Genomic DNA, 21105 nt, shown 5'->3' with positions numbered 1-21105 from the left:
GGCTAGATTTCGATCCAACTTAAATCGCGGCCTTCCTTCGAAGTCAGCCACTCCCGCTCGAAGCGATACCAGCACCCGCCGCGCTTCTGATCATGGGCTCTGGAAATGGGCACACCCATCAGGTGGCACATGAGGATTGTTCCTGCGGCCCCGTGTCCGGCAAAAAGTACGGGTTGATCTACCCGTGTTCTTGCCAATTCCTCGATGACGCTCGCAACGACGCGCTGTTGCACATCGACGGCCCTTTCCCAGCCTCTGATGGAAGTGTTGGGATTGGCAAAGAACTGGTCGGCTGTTTCTTCAAACTCATCAGGTTGCAAGAAACCGGTCGACGAGCGATCGTTCTCGTGCAGCGAGGCGCGCACGTGATGGGGAATGGCAAGTCGTTCCGAAAGGATCCTGGCGGTTTCGATCGCCTTGGTCTCTGCGCTCGATACCACCTCGGCAATTTCCTTGGCGTAAGGAAGATCCGCCGCCTTGAGGGCGCGTTGTTTGCCAATATCCGACAGGCCCCATTCAGGCACTGGAACGCCTGGATCAATGTTTACTTCCGGGTGAGACAGGTACACACACCAGGTCATCGGGATCCTTCCTCCAGCCAACCGACGATCAGCTCATAGGCAATGGAGATGGACGGCGGTATCCGGTGGCCGTCGGGATGAGTTCCGTCAACCATCTGAATGACTTCATCTCTCCCACACCATTTGCAGTCTTCCAGTTCGTCGTCTTCGATTTCAATGTCCTTCGTCGTCGCAGACCCCACGCAGCCGAGCATCAGGTTGGCCGGGAACGGCCAGGGCTGGTTTGAGATCAGTTTGACCTCCCCGACCTGAATGCCGGATTCTTCCAGCGTTTCCCGGCGAACCGCCTGTTCGATTGTTTCGCCCGGCTCCATGAACCCGGCAAGCGTCGTGTAAACCCCTTCCGGCAAGCGAGCCGGGCGCCCGAGAAGGGCCCGGTCGCCATCAGTGATCAGCATGATTACGCAAGGATCCGTGCGAGGAAAATGCGGAGCGCCGCAGGAAGGGCAGTCTCGCCGGTACCCAGCCTCTGCCATCACGGTTTTTTCCCCGCAGCGCGAACAATGGGTATGGGTTCGATGCCAGTGGATCAGGGCACGGGCCTGTGCCAACGCTCCGAGGTCCTGTTCTGAAAAAACGTTCTGAAGGGCGAGATTGCGAAGATCCTGGACATGAAGCTCAGGCCTACCCTCCAGATCTTCGTCGCGATGCGGCAATGTCGTGGCAAAAAGGGCCTGACCATTTTCCGGCCTGAGACCCAAAAAAACCAGCTCTCCGGGGTCGGCGCCAAGTGCAATGGCCGAGCCAAGACTATGCCCTACCTTGAGCGGTTCTGCGGATGCGAACACCAGGGTCTTGTCGGTAGAAAGGACGATCTGCGTATCCGGCCGGCTCAGAAGGTCGTCCAGATAGGGCTTGTCTCCGCGCCGTGTTGACTGCCTGTCGAGCGTGTTGCCGAGAAAACTCATCTCCATGGCCTGAAGGCCGGCTGCGGAGGCGCGCATGTTTTGTTCCTTGGAAAGAAGGTCAGGCAGGATTGAATCCGGACTCTATGGCGGCGGCAGAGCGCTGTCCAGCTGCGGGCTATTCACCTTCCGATGAGAAGGCGTCCCATAGTTGCTCAATCAGAGAATCGGCCTTTTCCGGTTCATAGGTCTCTGCCGGGACTGCCCCCCAGACCGGGCCTGGCCAGGCAGCATCCTCCCGGAACCGCGCGATCACATGGACATGCAGTTGCGAAACCATGTTGCCAAGCGCACCGATATTGAGTTTTTCGCAGTTGGTCACCGACCGCAAAACGTTGCTGACGATCGCGATTTCCCGCATCAACTGTTGCTGATCGCTTTCATCAAGGTCGATGATCTCGACCAGGTCTGGCTTGCGCGGAACGAGCAGAAGCCAAGGATAATTGGCATCTTTCATCAAACGAACCGACGAAAGCGGAAGGTCGGCGACAAAATAGCTGTCACCTTCAAGGCGGACATTAAGGGCAAAGGAAGTCATGATTTCACCAAAACAGGTAATTCCGAAAAGAGGCTAACCCATAAGTGTGTCGACTTGCGAGCCTGAAAAGGAACCTGGACGTCGCATTGCAATCATATTTTCAAGGTGCGTCCGTTCTTGATCGTGTCCATGGACACCAGAGTGCGGAACTTCTTTATGTTTCCGCTTTGGAAAAACATACGCCGGGTAAAGTCTTCATAGGTGGACATGCTGTCAACGACGACGGTGAGTATGAAGTCGACGTCACCGGTGACATAAAAACACTGTTGGACTTCGGGAGCTTCACGAAATGCGTTTTTCGCAACATCGATCTCGGCAGGCGTTTCGCTGATCAGTTCAACCTCAACGAAAATTGTCAGAGGCAGTCCAACGGCATCAGCATTCACCAGCGCCACATTCGCATCGATAATGCCATCTGCTTCCATGCGCCTGATGCGGCGTTGAACCGACGGTGTCGACAGGTTCACCGCTTCACCGATCTTGTGTTGCGGTGTTCGGTTGTCCACTTGCAGGATGCGCAGGATCGCGCGGTCAAAGTCGTCTAGGGAACTCATGTGAGAAAAAATTGCAGATGCAGCATCAAGTTTCAGCAAAAATTTCACCTGGATTGAAATATTTTCTCTCAACGATGGACTGACTGGCGATTTGGACCGGGAAGGAGCAACAGGTGGAGAAGTTTGCCGAACAGCTGCGCGAGTTGCGGCATGAATTTCACAGACATCCCGAACTTGGGTTCCAGGAAGACTGGACCAGGGCCCGTATCGCCGAGCGCTTGAAGGAATTCGATATTGAAACGCATGTCGGCGCCGGGGTCGTCGGAGTTCTGCGCGCGGGCAAAGGCAATCGCGCAATCGGACTTCGGGCGGATTTCGACGCCTTGCCGATCACCGAGGAAAACGACTTTGCCTACAAGTCGGAAAATGAAGGCGTTATGCATGCCTGCGGGCATGACGGACACACCACGATGCTGCTGGGTGCGGCGGAACTTCTTGCAAAGGACCCGGACTTCGACGGGACGGTGGTCTTTCTGTTTCAGCCCAACGAAGAGCATGGACTTGGCGCGAGAGCGATGATCGATGAAGGTGTTCTCCGCAGATTTCCGATCGATGAAGTCTATGGCGCTCATAATCTTCCGGGAGAACCTGTCGGGCGTGTTTCGACCCGGCCGGGTATCATCTGCTACAGCGAAAGCCTGTTCGAGTTCGAAATCAGGGGAACGGGAGGCCACGCGTCGATGCCGCATGTGGGCCGGGAAACATTGACCCCGGGTGCCGAACTGGTGCTGGCGCTGCAGACAATTGTCGCCCGAAAGCTGCCACCCTCTGCTGGTGCCGTGGTTTCCGTGACCGAGTTCATCACCGATGGACAGCGCAATGTCCTGCCCGGACACACGGTCATCAAGGGCGACACTCGGGCGGCTTCTCCGGAAGATCGCCAGACGATTGAGGAATTTATGCGCGATATCGGAGCGGGTATCGCTGCAAGTCACGGCGTTGAAGTGGAGGTCCGATTCCAGACCGAGTTCATCGAGGCGGTCAATGATGCTGAAGCTGCCGGATATGTGGTCGCTGCTGCACGGGCCACCGGTCTCGAAGCCGACGGGAATCGCAAGCCGATGACTTTTTCCGAGGACTTTGCCAACTTTCAGGCCGAGGTCCCTGGATGTTTTCTGTTGATCGGAAATGGAACCGAGGGAGCAAATGCCCGCCCGCTTCATGCGGCCAATTACGACTTCAACGACGAACTGCTGCCGATTGGCGCGAAGCTCTGGGCAGAACTTGTTCGCCAGAGACTGCCTTCGGGTGGCCAGTCGACGGGCTGATTGCTCAGCTAGCACTATTGCGGTGACGCAGGCCGGGGCAGGCTAGGCGGCTCCGGCACGGGTGAGTTGCATTTTGTCCGCTGATGCGTAGATTTGAGCAGGCCCGGGCGAGATCCGGCTCCTGTCCCCTTTCAGCATTGCCTATTTGGATTGAGAAATGTCTCTGGAAACCCTCTTGAGTTTTGCTTTTGTGGCCGGTCTCCTGGTGATGTCACCGGGCCCCAACGGTGTTCTGATCGCCAAAACGGTTCCAACCTCCGGACGCTCGGCGGCCTATTGCAATGTTGGTGGGTTCGTAGCGGGCTTTTTCCTTCATGGAACGCTCTCGATTCTGGGCATATCGGTCATTCTGGTTCATTCGGCGGAAGCCTTTTTTGTCGTCAAGATGCTTGGGGCTGCCTATCTTTTCTGGATCGGCCTGAAGGCGTTGAAGGATGCGTTTTCCGGAAAGGTTCTGACCCCTGACGTCGTTCCGGCAAGGCGCAAGCGGACAATGGCTCGAGCGTTCGGGGAAGGCTTTCTCACCAATGCCCTTAATCCGAAGGTTTCGATGTTCTATCTCGCCGCGTTCCCGCAGTTCATTCCGGCGGGTGACGGTGCTGTCTCGGCTGCCTTTGCTCTCGTTGCAATTCATTCTCTGATCAACGCCCTTTGGTTCGGTGCCATGATCGCTCTGCTCGCCAGCATGCGCAGCGCCGCTCGCAATCCGTCCTTTCAACGGTGGCTGAAAGGCGTGACCGGTGTCGTTTTCATGGGTTTCGGGCTGAAACTGGCAACACTGCGTCCCTGAAATCCGGCGCTTTTGAGCGGGTTGTTCCACGGCAAACAAAAATTCTATTTGGCCCCTTGCCAAACCCCTGGGGGGATCTGATATAAGGCCCTCGGGAGGTTGGTGGTGGACGAGCCACTCGCCAACCGGGTCAGGTCCGGAAGGAAGCAGCCCTAACGAGCCTCGGCACGGGTCGCCGTGCCAGCCTCCCACCTTTCAAAAAACCGGATACTTATGTCAAACACCGCCCGATTCGTGCGGTGTTTTTTGTTGCGTTTTCGTATCTGTGCTTCCGCGTAGCTCAAGACTTGACTCTTTGGTACATAGGTACCATGATAACAGTCATGGAAAAATCAATCGAACGGGTTCAGACCGGCGTGCGTCTGGAAAAACGGCTTCTCAAGGTCCTCAAGGGGCTCGCGGAGCATCTGGATATCTCTCTTGGTGATCTGATCGAGGGTATGGCGTTGCACTGTTTCGAGAACAAACCGCCTTTTTCCGCAGAAACGCTCAGGAAAATCGAACAGCTGAAAAGCGTCTACGATCTCGACCTGACTGCGGCAGACAGTCACAAACTGAAGGATCAGTCTGATGGAGCATGAAGCTCGAAACTACGCACAGTTGACGGAGCAGTTTGAAACGCGATCGCTTGACGCAACCACATTCACGCATGTCGATCACATCGGGGTCGCGTGCAAGATGCTGCAGAAATACGACTTTCTGGATGCGGCCGCGCGCTATGGCTCGGCTTTGCGCGCAATTGCGACCAGGGCAGGTGCCCCGGACAAGTTCAACACCACGCTGACGCTGGCTTTCCTCGGCCTGCTGTCGGAGCGCATGGCCGATACGCCTCACAAGACGTTTGCAGAGTTCATGGAGAAGAACCCCGATCTTGTGTCGAAGTCATTGATGGAGACCTGGTATTCAAAGGACAGAGTAGGTAGTCCCCGTGCCAAGGAAATCTTCCTGATGCCGGATCGTTTCCGCCACTGATCAGGAAGAGGCCAGACTTGGTTGGCCACACGCTTCAGTTCACAGAAAAACTTTCAAATTGCCGTCCAACTTTCTGAAAAAGTCGCTATTGTGCGGCTCATGGATGAAACAGGTTTTCCGCAAGAAGGCGCGCCTGCGCCTGACATGACCAGCACCGCTGATTCTGGTGGCCAGACTCGGGATGGTGCTTATCGCGTTCTGGCGCGCAAATACCGGCCGAAAACCTTCGAGGATCTCGTCGGTCAGGAGCCGATGGTACAGACGCTGGAAAATGCGTTCGACACGGGCCGTATCGCTCAGGCGTGGATGCTGACAGGGGTCCGCGGTGTCGGAAAAACGACTACGGCGCGCATCCTTGCGCGCGGTCTAAATTACGAGGTTCCTGGCGAGGCAGACAAACCGACCGTCAAGCTTGAGCGTGAGGGCACGCACTGCAAGGCGATCATGGAAGGGCGTCATGTCGATGTCATCGAGATGGACGCTGCCTCTCACACCGGTATCAACGATATTCGTGAAATCATCGATGCAGCCCGCTACCGTCCGGCAACGGCGCGCTACAAGGTCTACATCATCGACGAGGTGCACATGCTGTCCAACGCCGCCTTCAACGGTCTTTTGAAGACCCTTGAAGAGCCGCCGGAACATGTGAAATTCATCTTTGCCACGACGGAAATTCGCAAGGTTCCGATCACGGTTCTCTCGCGTTGTCAGCGCTTCGACCTGCGCCGGATCGAGCAATCGAAACTGATCGGCCTGCTGCGCCGGATTTCGGATGCCGAAAACATTCAGATCGCCGACGAAGCTCTTATGCTGATCGCCCGCGCGGGCGAGGGGTCTGCGCGCGATTCCCTGTCGCTGCTCGACCAGGCGATGGCCCATGGGGCCGGAGCGATCGAGGCTGACGACCTGCGGCAGATGCTTGGTCTGGCCGACCGCGCCCGGGTGATTGACCTTTTCGGTCATCTGATGGCGGGCAGGATCGAAGATGCGCTCGGCGAATTGCAATCGCAGTACAATGTTGGCGCCGACCCGGCGATTGTGCTGACCGACCTCGCGGACTTTACCCATCTTGTCACCCGCATGAAGGTTGCGCCGAAATCTGCGGATGAAGCTTCGGTGACCGAAGCCGAAAAGGCACGCGGACAGGAATTTGCCGAGAAGATTTCCGTAAGACTGTTGTCCCGCGCCTGGCAGATCCTTCTGAAAGGCGTTCAGGAAGTGCAGGCGGCTTCCAAACCTCTCGCGGCGGCCGACATGGTGCTGGTGCGCCTTGCCTATGCAGCGGACCTGCCAGATCCTGGCGATCTGATGGCACAGATCAAGAGCGGTCATAATCCACTCGGCGGTGCCGCGCCTTCCGGCGGTGGAGGAGCTCCCTCAGGAGGCGGTACACAGGCGATGGCTGTGGGTATGCCACAGTCGGCTGGCGGACCAGGAAACGGTCCGACCATGCAGGCCGCGGGCCGGCCACAGCTGGCGGCCATCCAGGGTGGGATGCCCAATACGCAAGCATCCCCCCAGACCGCGCCTCAGCCGGAGGCGCTTGCGCAACCGGCCTATAACCTGCGCAACCTTCACGATTGTGCTGCGCTGGCATCTGAGAAGCGCGATATCCCGATGAAGGTCGCGATCCGGCGGCAAATGCGTCTGGTGAAATTCGAGCCTGGCAAGATCGAGATTCAGCCGACCGAAGATGCTCCGGCCGATATTGCCGGTGAGTTTGGTCGCAAACTGACGGATTGGACAGGTCAGCGCTGGTTTGTGGTGGTTTCGCGCACCCAGGGGCGCCCGACCATCCATGAAGAAGAAGAGGCAAACCAGCAGCAGTTGCTGTCCGATGCCAAGTCACACCCGACCGTTGCCGCATTGCTTGCTCAGTTTCCCGGAGCCAAGGTTGTCGACGTGAAGGTACAGGTTACGGAAGAAGACGAAGCCGCGATGGCCGATCCACTCGTCAACGACCCGCTGCTCAATGAAGCATTGGGCGATGATGACGATGAAAACTGATCAACTCACAAGTTAAGCAAGATGAACGACCACAAGATAAGAAACAATGTCATCTGGTTCTTCGTGACAGGCGCGATTTTCCTGATTGTCATGGCAATTGTGTCCAAGAGCGACATCGATCAATACACCAAGTTATTGACGGTTGTTTCTATTGTTTGCGTGTCCTTTTTTGCCGGGTTGTATTTTGCGGGAAGAATTTTCTATCTCTGCTTCAAAAAGACATGAATGCTCGGAGTAGGGGATCCCAGGCGGGTCCCGGAAACGGCATTTGGGGGTAGTAATTCTCCTGTTGTTCTTCTAAACGCAGATCCCAAATTAGATTAGAGACGCTGAAGGATAAGGCGCGAAGCAGCGCCTATCGAGAATTCAAGGAGAAATCCGATGGACTTCCTCAAGATGATGAAGCAGGCCAAGCTGATGCAGGAGCAAATGGGCTCGCTTCAGGAACAGATCACGGACATCGAGGCTGAAGGCAGCTCCGGTGGTGGCCTGGTAACGCTTCGCCTCAACGGCAAAGGCGAAATGAAGAGCCTGAAAATCGACCCGTCCCTTCTGAAGGAAGAGGAAGGCGAGATCCTGGAAGATCTGATCATTGCCGCCCATACGGATGGACGCGTGAAGATCGATCAGGCAATTCAGGAAAAGACGCAGGAAATGATGGGTGGCCTGGGCCTGCCCGCCGGTATGAAATTGCCGTTCTAAGATCTTTCGGGGGCAGGCGGTTAATGGCGCAAAAGCAGGTTGCAGGACCCGAGATCGAGCGGTTGATTCAACTGCTTGCGAAGCTGCCGGGGCTTGGGCCTCGTTCTGCGCGCCGGGCCGCATTGCATCTCATCAAGAAAAAGGATCAGCTGCTGGTTCCTCTTGCCGAGGCCATGGGTGTCGCTGTGAGCGAAATCGGTATCTGCTCCACATGCGGCACCGTCGATACGTCCAATCCCTGCACAATCTGCGCGGACCCCAAGCGGGATCCGGGCGTTCTGGTCGTCGTTGAGGATGTTGCCGATCTTTGGGCTCTGGAACGCGCGGGCGCCGTCAACGCCCGTTACCACGTGCTCGGCGGTACCTTGTCTCCGCTTGACGGCATCGGGCCTGAAGATCTCAATCTGGCTTCTCTGATCGACCGCTGCGGATCCGAAGGCTATTCGGAAATCATTCTTGCAATCAGCGCGACGGTCGAGGGCCAGACGACGGCGCACTACATCATGGACCAGCTTTCACCGCTCGACGTCAATGTCACCAAGCTCGCACATGGTGTGCCCGTTGGAGGCGAGCTGGATTATCTGGACGAGGGCACACTCGCGCAGGCGTTGAAAGCGCGGACGCGGTTCTAATCCTCTCCGACCGCGGCTCCGCTCCACGGCTTCGATGCGTAAGCGTCTACAAGCAGCTTCAATGCATGATCGACGCGGGCCGTGCGCAGCGTCCTGGGGCTGAGCAGCGCAACAATATCGGCGTTCGGCAATCGGAAGTCGGGCAGCACCTGAACGAGTTGTCCATTCGCTATTTCCCTTGCAACATTCCACTCCGACCTCTGGACGATGCCGAGATGATCAAGGGCCCAGGATTTGACAACCTCGCCGTCATTGCTGGCAAAATTTGGCCGGATCCGGATGGACTGCTCGGATCCGCCAGCGTCTGAAAAGTTCCACATCGTTACGTCCGCGAGGTCTTCTCGAATAACCCCGCATCTGTGAGCGGAAAGGTCCTTGGGATGCGCTGGAGTTCCCCATTTTTCAAGATATGCGGGAGAGGCGCACAACAGTCGCCGGTTCGTGGCCAGCTTGCGCTGAATATGTGATGAATCTCTCAAGCGACCCACATGGATGAGAAGGTCCCAGCTGCTCGAGGCGATTTCCCGGTAGGGAGCATCGCTGAGAATAAGGTTCAGGGAAACATCCGGTTGGTCCTGCACCAGCTTTGACAGAACGGGCGCCACATGCACGCGCCCGAAGCCGAACGGTGCGATCACGTGCAGCGGACCGGAGATCCTGTTTCGGTGAGCAAAGATCTCTTCGTTTATGGCTTCAATTTCGTCCAGAACTCTTTTGGCCCTTTGCGCCAGCGCATCGCCGGCTGCTGTCAAGGTGAGGGAGCCTCGCCCGCGTTCCACCAGGTGCAGGCCAATTCGCGCTTCCATCTGAGCAAGCCGTTGGGACACTGCCGGAGGCGTGACATCAAGTGCGCGTGCTGCCGCTGCCAGGGAGGGCGAGGCGGCGACAACTGAAAAGAAACGAAGATCCTTGGCATCTAGCATTAAGGCTGTGCTTATCATGAAATGAAGAAAGAGTTAATGGAAACTATGGATCTCGAAGAGGTATCCTGTCGGCATGCTCATTCCCACAAGGGAGCTTTTGATGACGGATAGCAGCCTGTTTGCAGGTCTCCAGACACCCGCTCTTGTTCTGGACGAGAGGCGAATGCTTCGGAATATCCAAAGACTGGAGTCGCACATTTCCGACAAGGGAGCTTCGCTGCGCCCTCATCTGAAAACGGCAAAATCCATCGATGTGGCCAGAGCATTGTTGGCAGGGGGAACAGGACCGGCAACGGTTTCGACATTGGCCGAAGCAGAAACGTTTGCCGCCGCTGGTGTCAGGGACATCGTTTACGCCGTCGGCATTGCTCCTCAGAAACTCGACCGGGTCGCAGCAATTCGAGAAAAGGGGTGCGATCTTTCGGTCATTCTGGACAGTGTGGAACAGGCCCAGGCTGTGGCAGAGGCTTCAAGTCGAACCGCAAATCCAATTCCAGCATTGATTGAACTCGATTGTGACGGCCACAGAAGCGGGGTTGATCCGAGCGCCCCCGCATTGGTTGAAATCGGCCGCATCCTCCACGAAGGCGCTGCGGAATTGCGGGGCGTACTGACCCATGCGGGTGAAAGCTATGAGGTGAGTGGCCGAGCGGCTCATTCCGAATTCGCCGAAAGAGAACGCAAGGCAGCCGTTCTTGCCGCCGAAACTCTGCGTTCGGCAGGTCTGCCATGTCCGGTTGTCAGTATTGGTTCGACGCCGACGGCCCATGCGGCGCAAGATCTTGCCGGCGTCACGGAAGTCCGCGCCGGAGTTTATGTGTTTTTTGATCTGTTTCAGGCCGGCATTGGCGTGTGTGCGATTGATGACATTGCACTCTCGGTTCTGACCACTGTTGTGGGACATCAGCGCGAGAAGGGCTGGATCATTGCAGATGCAGGATGGATGGCGCTGTCGCAGGACAAAGGCACATCCCGGCAAAGCGTTGATCAGGGGCTGGGGCTGGTCTGCGACGCTACCGGCAACCCATATCCCGACCTGATGGTCGTCAAGGCCAATCAGGAACACGGAATAATTGCCGTCCGACCCGGCAGCAATGCTGCTCTCCCGGACCTGCCTGTCGGTACTTTGCTCAGGATCTTGCCGGTCCATGCCTGTGCGACCGCAAGCAATTTCGACGCATACAATGTCATACCTTCACGCCCGGCAGCATCATTGAAAACCTGGCACCGTTTCGGCGGTTGGTGAGGTCGATCATGAAATATGTTCCAGAAGAAGTATCCTCTCGGCTCGCAACACATGAATTGGCTTATAAAGCCGTCAGAAAGGCTCTCATTGCCGCCGCTGAACCCGGAACGGCAATATTTCCGGTGGTGATCGGTCACGGCAGCGACCCGGACAATGTCTATGCGATCAAGTCCTCCGCAGTCGCCAACCTTGCGGGCCTGAAGGTCGGTTCCTATTGGCCCGGTAACGAAGAGCAAGGCATTCCGCGCCACAACTCGATCATCTTCTTGTTTGACCAGAACAATGGCCGCATAGGCGCAGCAGTCGAAGCCGGGCGGCTCAATGCGTTTCGCACCGCTGCCGCCGATGCTGTTGCCGCAGACGTTTTGGCAAGAGAGGATGCTTCAACACTCGTGGTGTTCGGCGCAGGTCATCAGGCTGAGTTTGAAGTCCGCGCCTTGACGCGAATTCGCGATATCAGGCGCGTTCTTGTTGTTGCCAGGAACCGCGAAAAGGGCGAGAGGTTCTCCGTAGCTCTTCAAGCCGCAGGCATTCAGTCCGAAGTCTGCGCAGCCGAGCAAGCTTGCCGCCAGGCAGACATCATCGTGACCGCGACACCGGCCTGCAATCCGTTGTTTGAAGCAGATTGGGTGCGCCCTGGAACACATGTCGCTTCCATGGGCTCGGACACATCAGGCAAACAGGAATTGCCTCCCGCACTTTTTGAAAATGCACGGCTTTTTTGCGATCTTCCCGTTCAGTCGCGCACGATCGGGGAGTTTCAGCACGCGCCTGCACACTCGTCCCTAACTGCCATCGGGGATGTGTTGAGTTGCCGGGTTCCGGGAAGAACCGACGACGATGAAATCACCGTCTTCGACAGCTCCGGATTGTCCGTCCAGGATCTTTACGTCGCAGAAGCCGTTCTGGAAATTGTCGCTCGTGGCGAGGGCTGACAGTTGGCACTTGCTCAGTAAATGCCAGGGAATGTGCAGGGTCTGATTGTCGGGGATCGCCATCACAAGCACTCTTGCGATCGTCTGGTTCATCTCCTATCTCCCAAGCAACAGTGTCTATTCTGACAGGGGTTTCATGTTCCAAGCCGCTTCCCGTGCCATGTCACAGGTGTTCGAGCAGCCATTCCGCGCAATTTTCTGGAAGATGCTTGGGTTCACGATCGCGATCCTCGTGGTGATCTGGATCGTGCTGCAGGGTGTCGTTGGACACTTTCTTGGTGTTGCCGCTACCGAATATGGCAACGACGCTGCCTGGACGAACTGGGTCGAATGGTCGATCTCGATCCTGACGGGTATCGGCGCTGTCTTTGCGCTCGGTTTCCTGATCGCGCCGATCTCAGCACTCTTTGCCGGCCTTTTTCAGGACGATATCGCCGATATCGTTGAAACGCGCGACTACCCGGGCGACCGTCCCGGCAAGGCGCTGCCATTTGCGCAGTCGATCGGCCAGACAATCAAGTTTACCGGCATCGTCATTGCCGGAAACCTTTTCGCTCTGCTTCTACTTCTCATCCCGGGCGTCAACCTTGTTGCCTTCTTCGTGGTGAACGGATACCTGCTCGGCCGGGAATTCTTTGAATTTGCCGCGATGCGTTTCATGCCGCCGGAACAGGCCAGGGCCTTTAGAAAGGCACGCGGTGGAACCGTTTTCCTTGGCGGGTTGGTCATTGCCTGCCTGCTGGCCGTTCCGATTCTGAACTTGGTCACGCCGATTTTCGCAACCATCTTTATGATGCATCTCTATAAGAGACTTGCATCCGGAACGGCGATCTGACGAACTGCCTTTCCTTGTAGGAGTGGCACATGCAGGACCTTCTGAACGACTTGGCCGAGGCTGCGGCCGGTGATCCCGACAAGGGAGAAGTCGCGAGCTACATCCCGGAACTGGCAGGCATTAATCCGGAGCAGTTCGGGATTGCAATTGCCTTGGCGGATGGACAGGTCTTCACCGCTGGCGATGCAGAGGTGCCGTTTTCCATCCAGTCGGTCTCGAAAGTGTTTGCTCTCGCGCTTGCGCTGGGTCGGGTTGGCGACCAGCTATGGTATCGCGTTGGACGGGAACCTTCTGGATTGTCCTTCGATTCCATCCTGTTGCTTGAACGCGAGGACGGTATCCCGCGAAATCCCTTCATCAATGCGGGCGCGCTGGTAACCACCGACACATACCTTGCCGGATCCAGTCCGAAGGAAGCGCTCGGGGAGCTGCTTCGTTTTGTTCGCGCGGCAGCTGATGATGACAGCATTCATATCAACGAGAAGGTAGCCCATTCGGAGATTGCGACGGGACACCGCAATTTTTCTCTCGCGCATTACCTTGCCTCTCACGGAAATCTGCGTTCGACCGTGGGCAAGGTACTTGGCACCTATTGCCACCAATGCGGTGTGGAAATGACCTGCCGCCAGTTGGCCATGGCGGGCCGCTTCCTGGTCGATGCGCAGGAGATGCCGCAACTGGTTTCTGTTGAACGCCGGCGGCGGATAAATGCCCTGATGATGACTTGCGGCCACTATGACGGGTCGGGTGATTTTGCCTTTCGCGTCGGTTTGCCCGGCAAGAGTGGTGTTGGCGGCGGAATCCTGGTGATCTCGCCGGGCAGGGCATCCATTGCTGTCTGGTCTCCCGGTCTCAACCGCTACGGCAATTCCAAACTGGGCACCGAGGCCATGGAAACCTTCGCCAGACGAACCGGCTGGTCCGTCTTCGGTTGATTGCTCACCGAAGAGATCATCCCGGCAAACCTGATCCGGCAGAACTGCCGACGAGTGACCGCATGGCTAGCTATCGCTTTCCGCTGACAAGACGCCGGATTTGAAAAGCACCCCGGCCGCCGCGCCGCCGATGAGCGGAGCAAGAATGAACAGCCACACCTGGGCAAGTGCTCCGGGATTGCTTCCCGCACCGACAATTGCCGGACCAAGCGATCTGGCCGGATTGACCGAGACACCGGTCACATTGATGCCGACGATGTGAATGACCACCAGCGTCAGACCGATGGCAAGGCCCGCGAGATGCGCAGGCGCACCCTTTTGCGTCACCCCGAGGATGCAGACAAGGAAAAGAAACGTCGCCACCGCTTCAAATACCAATGCAGAAACAAGATTGTATTCGCCGAAATTGCCGGCGCCCCAACCGTTTTGACCTAACCCGCCATCCCAGCCACTTGCCTTGCCGCCGAGGATGATGGCGAGAACGGCAGCCCCAGCCAGTGCGCCAAGAACCTGGGAAATCCAGTAAGTCACAAGGTCCCCTGCGGGCATTCTTCCGGCCAGAAAGACGCCAAGGCTGACGGCGGGATTGATATGGCAACCGGAAATCATGCCGATGCCGTAAGCCATTGCAACGATGGACAAACCAAAGGCAAACGCGATTCCCAGAACGTCGATTGATGTGCTTCCGGTGCCCATTCCCGCGATGACGGCGGCACCGCATCCAAAGAGTACAAGTGTGAAAGTACCGATAAATTCAGCGATTGCTTTTTTCATATGCCTTTCCTCCAAAACGTACTGCAAGCCCGGTGGAGGTCACCAAAACCGTGGTGACGTTAACGAGAGTTGCGCAAATTTGAACTCTTGGAAAGCACTTGACGTTGTGCGCTGCGGAAGGCGCAAAACCTGGAATTTGATTGTCGCTGTACTGAAAAAACACCTACGGTATTCAAGATACGCCTTTATGATGTTTTGACGCGACGCATTCTTGGCGCTAGAACCACTGAGAACAACGCATTGATTTGCTTACGTTTCCGTAAGCGTAAGGTAGCGTCGTACGGGAGAGGAATTCCATGTCGAACGCCGATCTGCGGGGCAACCGCCCGCTATCGCCCCATCTTCAGATTTATAAGCCTATTCTGACGATGGTCATGTCGATCCTGCACCGCATCACCGGTGCAGCGCTCTATTTTGGCACCATTCTTTTGGCCTGGTGGCTGATCGCTGCTGCCGCCGGTCCGACTTACTTTGATTTCGTCAACGAAATTTACGGCTCCATTATCGGGCGCCTGATCCTGTTCGGATTCACCTGGGCCCTGGTGCACCACATGCTGGGCGGTCTGCGCCACTTCATCTGGGACATGGGTGCCGGCTTCGGCAAGGACGCACGCGAGTGGTTGGCCAAGGCCACCATCATTGGTTCCGTTTCCCTGACGCTGATCCTCTGGATCATCGGTTACATGGTTCGCTAAGGAGAGTGTCATGGCGGATATGCGCACCCCTCTGAACAAGGTTCGCGGTCTTGGCTCGGCCAAGGAAGGCACCGACCATTTCTGGAAACAGCGCGTGACGGCTGTCGCCAACGTGTTCCTGATCAGCTTCTTCGTGATCATGGTCATCGCCATGCAGGGTTCGACCCATGGCGAAGTGATCGAAACGCTCAAGAACCCGCTGGTTTCGATCATTCTGCTGCTGGTGATCCTCTCCGGCGTCTATCACATGAAGCTCGGCATGCAGGTGATCATTGAAGACTACATCCACGGCGAAGGCATCAAGTTCCTGTCGCTGATGGCAAACACGTTCTTCTGCGCCTTTATCGGATTTGGCTGCATTTTCGCAGTGCTCAAGATTGGCTTTGGAGGTTAACCCGTATGGCCAAGACCTATGAATTTATCGACCACACCTATGACGTGGTCGTCGTCGGCGCCGGTGGCGCAGGCCTGCGTGCAACGCTCGGCATGGCCGAGCAGGGACTGCGCACTGCCTGTATCACCAAGGTGTTTCCGACCCGTTCCCATACTGTGGCGGCCCAGGGCGGTATTGCAGCGTCCCTGAAGAACATGACGCCGGACTGCTGGGAATGGCACATGTACGACACCGTCAAGGGGTCCGATTGGCTCGGTGATACCGATGCCATGGAATACCTTGCCCGCGAGGCGCCCAAGGCGGTTTACGAGCTTGAGCATTACGGCGTTCCCTTTTCCCGGACCGAAGAGGGCAAGATTTATCAGCGCCCGTTCGGTGGCCATATGCAGAACTATGGTGAAGGCCCCCCCGTGCAGCGTACCTGTGCGGCAGCCGACCGGACCGGTCACGCCATCCTGCACACGCTTTACGGCCAGTCTCTGCGCCACAACGCGGAATTCTATATCGAGTATTTCGCGCTCGACCTGATCATGTCCGAAGACGGCGTTTGTCAGGGTGTGATTGCGTGGAACCTTGACGACGGCACCATCCACCGTTTCTCCGCCAAGATGGTGGTTCTCGCGACCGGCGGATATGGTCGGGCGTATTTCTCCGCGACCTCTGCGCACACCTGTACCGGTGACGGCGGTGGCATGGTTGCCCGTGCCGGACTGCCGCTGCAGGACATGGAATTCGTTCAGTTCCACCCGACGGGAATCTACGGCTCCGGCTGCCTGATCACCGAAGGCGCTCGCGGCGAGGGTGGCTATCTGGTCAACTCGGAAGGCGAGCGTTTCATGGAACGTTATGCGCCTTCAGCGAAGGATCTGGCGTCCCGCGACGTTGTCTCCCGCTGCATGACCATGGAAATCCGCGAAGGCCGCGGTGTCGGCAAGGGCAACGACCACATCTTCCTGCACCTGGATCACCTTGATCCGGCACTGCTTGCGGAACGCCTTCCAGGCATCTCCGAGAGCGCGCGCATTTTTGCCGGTGTTGATGTCACCAAGGATCCAATCCCGGTCCTGCCGACGGTTCACTACAATATGGGCGGTATTCCGACCAACTATTGGGGTGAAGTGCTGAATGCGGACAGCAAGAACCCGAACCGCATCCAGGAAGGTCTGATGGCCGTTGGTGAAGCTGGCTGTGCGTCCGTCCACGGTGCGAACCGTCTCGGTTCCAACTCGCTGATCGACCTTGTGGTCTTTGGCCGCGCAGCGGCGATCAAGGCAGCTGAGGTCGTCGATCCGAAATCTGCCGTACCGGTTCCGAACGAGGCGTCCTGCGAAAAGATCATGGATCGCTTCGACAATCTGCGGAATGCCAACGGCTCGATTCCGACCGCGGATCTGCGCAACAAGATGCAGCGTGCGATGCAGGAAGACGCAGCTGTGTTCCGCACCCAGGAGAGTCTCGAGGCGGGATGCAAGCGTCTCAGCGAGATCTGGGGCGAGCTGAAGGACCTCAAGGTCTCTGACCGCTCGATGATCTGGAATTCCGACCTGGTGGAAACGCTGGAACTGGAAAACCTGATGGCCAATGCGATCACGACCGTCTATGGCGCGGAAGCCCGTAAGGAAAGCCGTGGCGCTCATGCTCGCGAAGATTACAAGGACGGTCCGTTTGCCGGCCGTGACGACGAGAACTGGCGCAAGCACACGCTGGCCTGGGTCAATGACGCCGGCGATGTAAAGCTGGACTATCGTCCCGTCGTGCTCGATCCGCTGACCACCTTTGACGAAGGCGGCATCGACCCGAAAAAGATCGCGCCGAAGGCGCGCGTCTACTAAGGAAGCGCTGAGTGAGCCAGGCAGCAACACCTCTTCTGGACACAAGAAGTCCGTTTGGCACCTATCCAGCCGAACGGATGGTCCGTGTTGCCTGGCGTCTTGCCGACCGGCACGATCTTTCCAAAGGCCTGCGCAAGCGCATTCGGGCCCTGGTCGCGCGAATCTTCAAGGGGCCTTACGACCTTGAAGCAGATGGTCTGAAGTTCCGGATCTATCCGGGAGAGAACTATGACGACCGCAAGATTCTTGCAAAGGGGCGCTTGCCGGAACGTGCCGAGCACAAGCTGATTGAGCCGCTTCTCGGTCAGGGCAAGGTCTTCGTCGATGTCGGTGCCAATATCGGCTCCTATTCGATCTTTGCCGCGGGTCTCGGCGCTGATGTTCTCTCGATCGAAGCCAATCCGCAAACTGCGGACAAGCTCAGTTTCAACGTTCGTGCCAACGACCTGAAAAACGTCACCATCGTCAATTCGGCGGTTGGTCCCCGGGACGACACATTGCCGCTTTGGCTGGAGCCGAGCAACTGTGGCTTTGCCACCTTTGTGAAGGATCTGACCACGGGCGAATGGGCTGGAGACTGGTCGCCGACCTTTGTTCAGGTCCGGCCGCTGACTGCGATCGTCGATGAGCAGGGGCTTTGCCGCATAGACGTATTGAAAGTGGATGTTGAAGGGTTCGAGGACCGGGTGGTTCTTCCCTTCCTGAGGCATGCGGATAAAGGCCTTTGGCCCCGCGTGATCCTTCTTGAAACCAATTGCCGGCCGTACTGGTCCGAGGATTGCCTGCCCGAACTGGCAAGCCGCGGCTATCAGGTGACCGGCCAGACAGATGACAACATGATCTTTGAGCTCGGTGTCTGAGCAAAAGGATTTTCGGCCCGGACGCGAAAAATGGGCCCAACGCGGAGCAGTAACGAGATGGTTCAGCTGACGCTTCCCCGGAACTCCCAGGTGACGGAAGGCAAGGTATGGGACAAGCCGGAAGGCGCTACCAACCTGCGCGAATACCGGATCTACCGCTGGAACCCGGATGATGGCCGCAATCCGCGGGTCGATACCTATTTTGTCGATGCGGATGATTGCGGGCCGATGGTTCTGGACGGTCTTATCTATATCAAGGACAAGATCGACCCGACCCTGACCTTCCGCCGTTCGTGCCGCGAAGGGATTTGCGGTTCCTGCGCCATGAACATCGACGGCACCAACACTCTCGCCTGTACCAAGGGCGCGGACGAGATTGCCGGTGACGTCGTCAAGATCTATCCGCTGCCGCATATGGCGGTGGTGAAGGATCTCGTGCCGGATCTGACCCGCTTCTACGCCCAGCACCGTTCCATTGAGCCATGGCTCAAAACGGTTTCTCCTGCTCCGGAAAAGGAATGGCTCCAGTCGCATGAGGATCGTGTCAAGCTGGATGGACTTTACGAGTGTATCCTGTGCGCATGCTGCTCAACATCTTGCCCGAGCTACTGGTGGAACGGTGACCGTTATCTCGGACCGGCTATCCTGCTGCAGGCCTACCGCTGGCTGATCGACAGCCGTGATGAGGCAACCGGTGAGCGTCTGGACAATCTGGAAGATCCGTTCCGTCTCTATCGTTGCCACACCATCATGAACTGCTCTCAGGCTTGTCCGAAAGGCCTGAACCCGGCAAAGGCGATTGCCGAAATTAAGAAGATGATGGTGGAACGCAGGGTCTGACCTGTCGCGAAGTGCGCCTCAGTTGCAAAGGCCGTCCCCCAGGGGCGGCCTTTTTTGTTGGCAGCTGCTCGGAACCAAATCTTATCCATATCTCGCAAAGCCAGTCGGAGCGATCACCATGTGCTGCGACAATTTTTGGGGCTTGGCCTTTCCTGTCTCGACGGCTGCACAGTTTCTGCAAATTCTTTGCGGAAAAGGCCTGTAATTCCGCCCTGTAATGATCCTGATTGTTCTGAAAATTCGACCCATTGAACGGGCCCGCTTGTTTGGGTTCCGTCCGGCAGAGGTTCGAATGAATGACAAGTGATACCGATAAGACATTTTCAGAAATACCGTCCGGCAGATTTCCATCGCATCGCGGGTACTCCTTGCTGAATTCACCGGCGGCCAAGTTCATCCTGATCGGCTTCGTTACCCTGATGCTTATGGTGCCGAGCACATTCGTCTGGGTGCTGGTGGAAGAGAGGGCGGACCGGGCACGGGAGGTTGCCCGCGACATCGCCAGGTCCTGGGGCGGGACGCAGGAAATCAACGGGCCTTACCTGGTAATTCCCTTCACCGAGACCTTTGATGTCGGACTTGGTGAGAAGAGAGAAACCAAAACCGTCCGTCGCAAGGTTGTGCTTTTTCCGAAAAAGCTGGATGTCTCGGGAGACATCGTCGTGGAAGAGCGACAAAAATCCATCTACACACTGCCGGTCTACAATGGCCGTTTGAGTTTGAAGGGCCGGTTCGAAACACCACCGGAAGGCGCATTTGAACCCAAACACGGCGGCAGGATCGACATAGCTGCAGACAAGGCGGTTCTCGTGGTCGGAATTGGAGATCTGCGGGCTTTGAAAAGCGAGGTTGCCCTCAAGCTGGATGGCACCCGCGAGGTTCCCTTCGAGCCTGGCCTGGAATCTCTGGTGTTCAATCCGGAAAACGGGTCTTCCCATCCACAGCATGCATCGGGGATCAATGCAGGCATTCCTGCGGCCGATTGGCGGAAGGGCTTCACCTTTGAAATTCCCTTTCAGCTCAATGGATCATCTGCGGTCTTTATTGCTCCTGCGGGACAGACCACCAGCGTGAAGCTGCAGTCTAACTGGCCACATCCGGGGTTCACCGGGGCGTTTCTACCCGAAACAAGAAACATTTCTGATAGTGGTTTTGATGCCACCTGGAGTATTCCTTACCTGGCTCGCGGTATTCCGAAATTTCAGGAAACAAAACGATTGCCGTTGGCAACAAGACTCATCGGCGTGAAATTTGTCGAGCCGGTTAATTTTTATCAGACCATTTCACGTTCCCTAAAATACGCCATTGGCTTTATCAGTCTGACATTCCTGGCGGTCTTCGTTCTTGAAATGCGGTCCGGTTGGCGGTTCCATTGGATCCAGTACGGTCTGGTCGGCTTCGCCCTTATTATCTTCTATGTGATGTTGCTCGCTTTCGCAGAACATGTGGGTTACGCCCCGGCCTATCTGATTGCGGCAGGTGCGGCCACGGTTCTCAATGCGGTTTATGTTGGTACGTCACTGAAGAGCCGCTTCGCTGGCCTGGTGATGTTCACCGTCCTGGCATGCATCTTCGGTGTTCTGTTCGCCTTGATGCGCGAGCAGGATTACGCTTTGCTGATCGGATCGGTCATCGCCTTCGTCGCGCTCGCAGTCACCATGTTCGCGACACAGCAAATCGACTGGACCGGGCAGCGATCCGAAAGGCAGCCCGCAGAAAACGCGCCAGCTTGACCGAGTTCATGCAAAGACAAGCAAGTATCAAAGAGAGGCAGGCCGCTCGGCCTGCTTCGCTCTTTTGAACCCTTTGCTCGCGTTCCCTGGCAGACAGGTCAAGACAAGTATTGCGGCTTGCCTTATTTTGTTCGATATTTGTTCTAATTTGAAT

The 21105-nt window shown here is 56.8% G+C and carries 23 protein-coding genes and 1 other RNA gene; 18 read left to right on the top strand and 6 right to left on the bottom strand.

The window, feature by feature from the left end; translation table 11 throughout:
- Positions 1-2: 2 nt before the first annotated feature.
- The 4 genes from ABLO27_RS12420 to ABLO27_RS12405 form a co-directional block, all read right to left on the bottom strand.
- The gene (locus ABLO27_RS12420; RefSeq protein WP_353033231.1) at positions 3-581 is read right to left on the bottom strand and encodes a histidine phosphatase family protein; all 579 of its coding nucleotides are present in this window, start codon (positions 579-581) and stop codon (positions 3-5) included.
- A complete protein-coding gene (nudC, locus tag ABLO27_RS12415; RefSeq protein WP_353033230.1) occupies positions 578-1525 on the bottom strand; it encodes an NAD(+) diphosphatase in 948 nt (315 codons plus the stop codon). Before nudC ends, ABLO27_RS12420 begins: the two co-directional genes overlap by 4 nt.
- Positions 1526-1604: 79 nt before the next feature.
- A complete protein-coding gene (locus ABLO27_RS12410) occupies positions 1605-2024 on the bottom strand; it encodes an HIT family protein (RefSeq protein ID WP_353033229.1) in 420 nt (139 codons plus the stop codon).
- A 92-nt stretch (positions 2025-2116) separates the two neighbouring features.
- Entirely contained in the window at positions 2117-2578 is a 462-nt protein-coding gene (locus tag ABLO27_RS12405) for an Lrp/AsnC family transcriptional regulator (protein WP_353033228.1), read from the bottom strand.
- A gap of 113 nt (positions 2579-2691) precedes the next feature.
- Here ABLO27_RS12405 and ABLO27_RS12400 point away from each other — a divergent pair, with 113 nt between their 5' ends.
- The 8 genes from ABLO27_RS12400 to recR all read left to right on the top strand — a co-directional run bounded on the left by ABLO27_RS12400 (position 2692) and on the right by recR (position 8949).
- Entirely contained in the window at positions 2692-3846 is a 1155-nt protein-coding gene (locus tag ABLO27_RS12400; protein WP_353033227.1) for an amidohydrolase, read from the top strand.
- A gap of 157 nt (positions 3847-4003) precedes the next feature.
- Positions 4004-4636: a LysE family translocator gene (locus tag ABLO27_RS12395; protein ID WP_353033226.1), complete on the top strand. Its 633-nt coding sequence runs from the start codon at positions 4004-4006 to the stop codon at positions 4634-4636.
- Between the two features lie 94 nt (positions 4637-4730).
- Positions 4731-4828, top strand: an RNA gene (gene ffs / locus ABLO27_RS12390) — signal recognition particle sRNA small type.
- Between the two features lie 131 nt (positions 4829-4959).
- Positions 4960-5217, top strand: a complete 258-nt coding sequence (locus ABLO27_RS12385; RefSeq protein WP_353033225.1) for a hypothetical protein — start codon at positions 4960-4962, stop codon at positions 5215-5217.
- Complete coding sequence (locus tag ABLO27_RS12380) at positions 5207-5608, top strand: hypothetical protein (RefSeq protein WP_353033224.1); 402 nt, start codon at positions 5207-5209, stop codon at positions 5606-5608. The genes ABLO27_RS12385 and ABLO27_RS12380 overlap by 11 nt, the downstream gene beginning before the upstream one ends.
- 144 nt (positions 5609-5752) lie before the next feature.
- Positions 5753-7615, top strand: a complete 1863-nt coding sequence (locus ABLO27_RS12375) for a DNA polymerase III subunit gamma/tau (protein WP_353033223.1) — start codon at positions 5753-5755, stop codon at positions 7613-7615.
- Positions 7616-7996: 381 nt separating this feature from the next.
- Positions 7997-8317 carry a YbaB/EbfC family nucleoid-associated protein gene (locus ABLO27_RS12370; protein WP_353033222.1) on the top strand — a complete coding sequence of 107 codons (321 nt, stop codon included), beginning with the start codon at positions 7997-7999 and terminating at the stop codon, positions 8315-8317.
- A gap of 23 nt (positions 8318-8340) precedes the next feature.
- Positions 8341-8949 (top strand): recombination mediator RecR, encoded by a 609-nt coding sequence (gene recR / locus ABLO27_RS12365; RefSeq protein ID WP_353033221.1) that lies wholly within the window; start codon positions 8341-8343, stop codon positions 8947-8949.
- On the opposite strand, the gene ABLO27_RS12360 is transcribed toward recR, so the two are convergent.
- A complete protein-coding gene (locus ABLO27_RS12360; RefSeq protein WP_353033220.1) occupies positions 8946-9872 on the bottom strand; it encodes a LysR family transcriptional regulator in 927 nt (308 codons plus the stop codon). The two genes, recR and ABLO27_RS12360, sit on opposite strands and share 4 nt — an antisense overlap.
- A 100-nt stretch (positions 9873-9972) precedes the next feature.
- Between ABLO27_RS12360 and ABLO27_RS12355 the strand changes: the two genes are divergently transcribed.
- The 4 genes from ABLO27_RS12355 (at position 9973) to ABLO27_RS12340 (ending at position 13823) form a co-directional block, all read left to right on the top strand.
- The gene (locus ABLO27_RS12355; protein ID WP_353033219.1) at positions 9973-11118 is read left to right on the top strand and encodes a DSD1 family PLP-dependent enzyme; all 1146 of its coding nucleotides are present in this window, start codon (positions 9973-9975) and stop codon (positions 11116-11118) included.
- An 8-nt stretch (positions 11119-11126) separates the two neighbouring features.
- On the top strand, positions 11127-12053 hold the full coding sequence (locus ABLO27_RS12350; protein ID WP_353033218.1) for an ornithine cyclodeaminase family protein: 927 nt from the start codon (positions 11127-11129) through the stop codon (positions 12051-12053).
- Positions 12054-12189: 136 nt separating this feature from the next.
- Positions 12190-12888 carry a sulfate transporter family protein gene (locus ABLO27_RS12345; protein WP_353033217.1) on the top strand — a complete coding sequence of 233 codons (699 nt, stop codon included), beginning with the start codon at positions 12190-12192 and terminating at the stop codon, positions 12886-12888.
- Positions 12889-12917: 29 nt separating this feature from the next.
- Positions 12918-13823: a glutaminase gene (locus tag ABLO27_RS12340; RefSeq protein ID WP_353033216.1), complete on the top strand. Its 906-nt coding sequence runs from the start codon at positions 12918-12920 to the stop codon at positions 13821-13823.
- A 66-nt stretch (positions 13824-13889) separates the two neighbouring features.
- Here the strand turns inward: ABLO27_RS12340 and ABLO27_RS12335 are convergent, their stop codons facing one another.
- Complete coding sequence (locus tag ABLO27_RS12335; protein ID WP_353033215.1) at positions 13890-14597, bottom strand: aquaporin; 708 nt, start codon at positions 14595-14597, stop codon at positions 13890-13892.
- Between the two features lie 296 nt (positions 14598-14893).
- Between ABLO27_RS12335 and sdhC the strand changes: the two genes are divergently transcribed.
- From sdhC to creD, 6 genes are all read left to right on the top strand, one after another.
- Positions 14894-15292, top strand: coding sequence for a succinate dehydrogenase, cytochrome b556 subunit (gene sdhC, locus ABLO27_RS12330; RefSeq protein WP_352946199.1), 399 nt, complete (start codon positions 14894-14896; stop codon positions 15290-15292).
- 10 nt (positions 15293-15302) lie between these two features.
- Entirely contained in the window at positions 15303-15686 is a 384-nt protein-coding gene (gene sdhD, locus ABLO27_RS12325; protein ID WP_352946197.1) for a succinate dehydrogenase, hydrophobic membrane anchor protein, read from the top strand.
- A 5-nt stretch (positions 15687-15691) separates the two neighbouring features.
- Complete coding sequence (gene sdhA / locus ABLO27_RS12320; protein WP_353033214.1) at positions 15692-17518, top strand: succinate dehydrogenase flavoprotein subunit; 1827 nt, start codon at positions 15692-15694, stop codon at positions 17516-17518.
- 11 nt (positions 17519-17529) lie between these two features.
- Positions 17530-18378: an FkbM family methyltransferase gene (locus ABLO27_RS12315; protein WP_353033213.1), complete on the top strand. Its 849-nt coding sequence runs from the start codon at positions 17530-17532 to the stop codon at positions 18376-18378.
- Between the two features lie 57 nt (positions 18379-18435).
- Positions 18436-19218, top strand: a complete 783-nt coding sequence (locus tag ABLO27_RS12310) for a succinate dehydrogenase iron-sulfur subunit (RefSeq protein ID WP_353033212.1) — start codon at positions 18436-18438, stop codon at positions 19216-19218.
- A 296-nt stretch (positions 19219-19514) separates the two neighbouring features.
- Positions 19515-20951 (top strand): cell envelope integrity protein CreD, encoded by a 1437-nt coding sequence (gene creD, locus ABLO27_RS12305; protein ID WP_353033211.1) that lies wholly within the window; start codon positions 19515-19517, stop codon positions 20949-20951.
- The last annotated feature ends 154 nt before the right edge of the window (positions 20952-21105 follow it).

Source organism: Roseibium sp. SCP15, assembly GCF_040329435.1.
In the GTDB taxonomy this organism is placed as follows: domain Bacteria; phylum Pseudomonadota; class Alphaproteobacteria; order Rhizobiales; family Stappiaceae; genus Roseibium.
The sequence above is the reverse complement of the archived record's forward strand: the minus strand, read 5'-3'. Positions and strand labels throughout refer to the sequence as shown.

Coding starts and splice junctions, on each gene's coding strand:
- ABLO27_RS12420 (WP_353033231.1), bottom strand. CDS start 581: ATGACCTGGTGTGTGTACCTGTCTCACCCGGAAGTAAACATTGATCCA.
- nudC (WP_353033230.1), bottom strand. CDS start 1,525: ATGCGCGCCTCCGCAGCCGGCCTTCAGGCCATGGAGATGAGTTTTCTC.
- ABLO27_RS12410 (WP_353033229.1), bottom strand. CDS start 2,024: ATGACTTCCTTTGCCCTTAATGTCCGCCTTGAAGGTGACAGCTATTTT.
- ABLO27_RS12405 (WP_353033228.1), bottom strand. CDS start 2,578: ATGAGTTCCCTAGACGACTTTGACCGCGCGATCCTGCGCATCCTGCAA.
- ABLO27_RS12395 (WP_353033226.1), top strand. CDS start 4,004: ATGTCTCTGGAAACCCTCTTGAGTTTTGCTTTTGTGGCCGGTCTCCTG.
- ABLO27_RS12385 (WP_353033225.1), top strand. CDS start 4,960: ATGGAAAAATCAATCGAACGGGTTCAGACCGGCGTGCGTCTGGAAAAA.
- ABLO27_RS12380 (WP_353033224.1), top strand. CDS start 5,207: ATGGAGCATGAAGCTCGAAACTACGCACAGTTGACGGAGCAGTTTGAA.
- ABLO27_RS12375 (WP_353033223.1), top strand. CDS start 5,753: ATGACCAGCACCGCTGATTCTGGTGGCCAGACTCGGGATGGTGCTTAT.
- ABLO27_RS12370 (WP_353033222.1), top strand. CDS start 7,997: ATGGACTTCCTCAAGATGATGAAGCAGGCCAAGCTGATGCAGGAGCAA.
- recR (WP_353033221.1), top strand. CDS start 8,341: ATGGCGCAAAAGCAGGTTGCAGGACCCGAGATCGAGCGGTTGATTCAA.
- ABLO27_RS12360 (WP_353033220.1), bottom strand. CDS start 9,872: ATGCTAGATGCCAAGGATCTTCGTTTCTTTTCAGTTGTCGCCGCCTCG.
- ABLO27_RS12355 (WP_353033219.1), top strand. CDS start 9,973: ATGACGGATAGCAGCCTGTTTGCAGGTCTCCAGACACCCGCTCTTGTT.
- ABLO27_RS12350 (WP_353033218.1), top strand. CDS start 11,127: ATGAAATATGTTCCAGAAGAAGTATCCTCTCGGCTCGCAACACATGAA.
- ABLO27_RS12345 (WP_353033217.1), top strand. CDS start 12,190: ATGTTCCAAGCCGCTTCCCGTGCCATGTCACAGGTGTTCGAGCAGCCA.
- ABLO27_RS12340 (WP_353033216.1), top strand. CDS start 12,918: ATGCAGGACCTTCTGAACGACTTGGCCGAGGCTGCGGCCGGTGATCCC.
- ABLO27_RS12335 (WP_353033215.1), bottom strand. CDS start 14,597: ATGAAAAAAGCAATCGCTGAATTTATCGGTACTTTCACACTTGTACTC.
- sdhC (WP_352946199.1), top strand. CDS start 14,894: ATGTCGAACGCCGATCTGCGGGGCAACCGCCCGCTATCGCCCCATCTT.
- sdhD (WP_352946197.1), top strand. CDS start 15,303: ATGGCGGATATGCGCACCCCTCTGAACAAGGTTCGCGGTCTTGGCTCG.
- sdhA (WP_353033214.1), top strand. CDS start 15,692: ATGGCCAAGACCTATGAATTTATCGACCACACCTATGACGTGGTCGTC.
- ABLO27_RS12310 (WP_353033212.1), top strand. CDS start 18,436: ATGGTTCAGCTGACGCTTCCCCGGAACTCCCAGGTGACGGAAGGCAAG.
- creD (WP_353033211.1), top strand. CDS start 19,515: ATGACAAGTGATACCGATAAGACATTTTCAGAAATACCGTCCGGCAGA.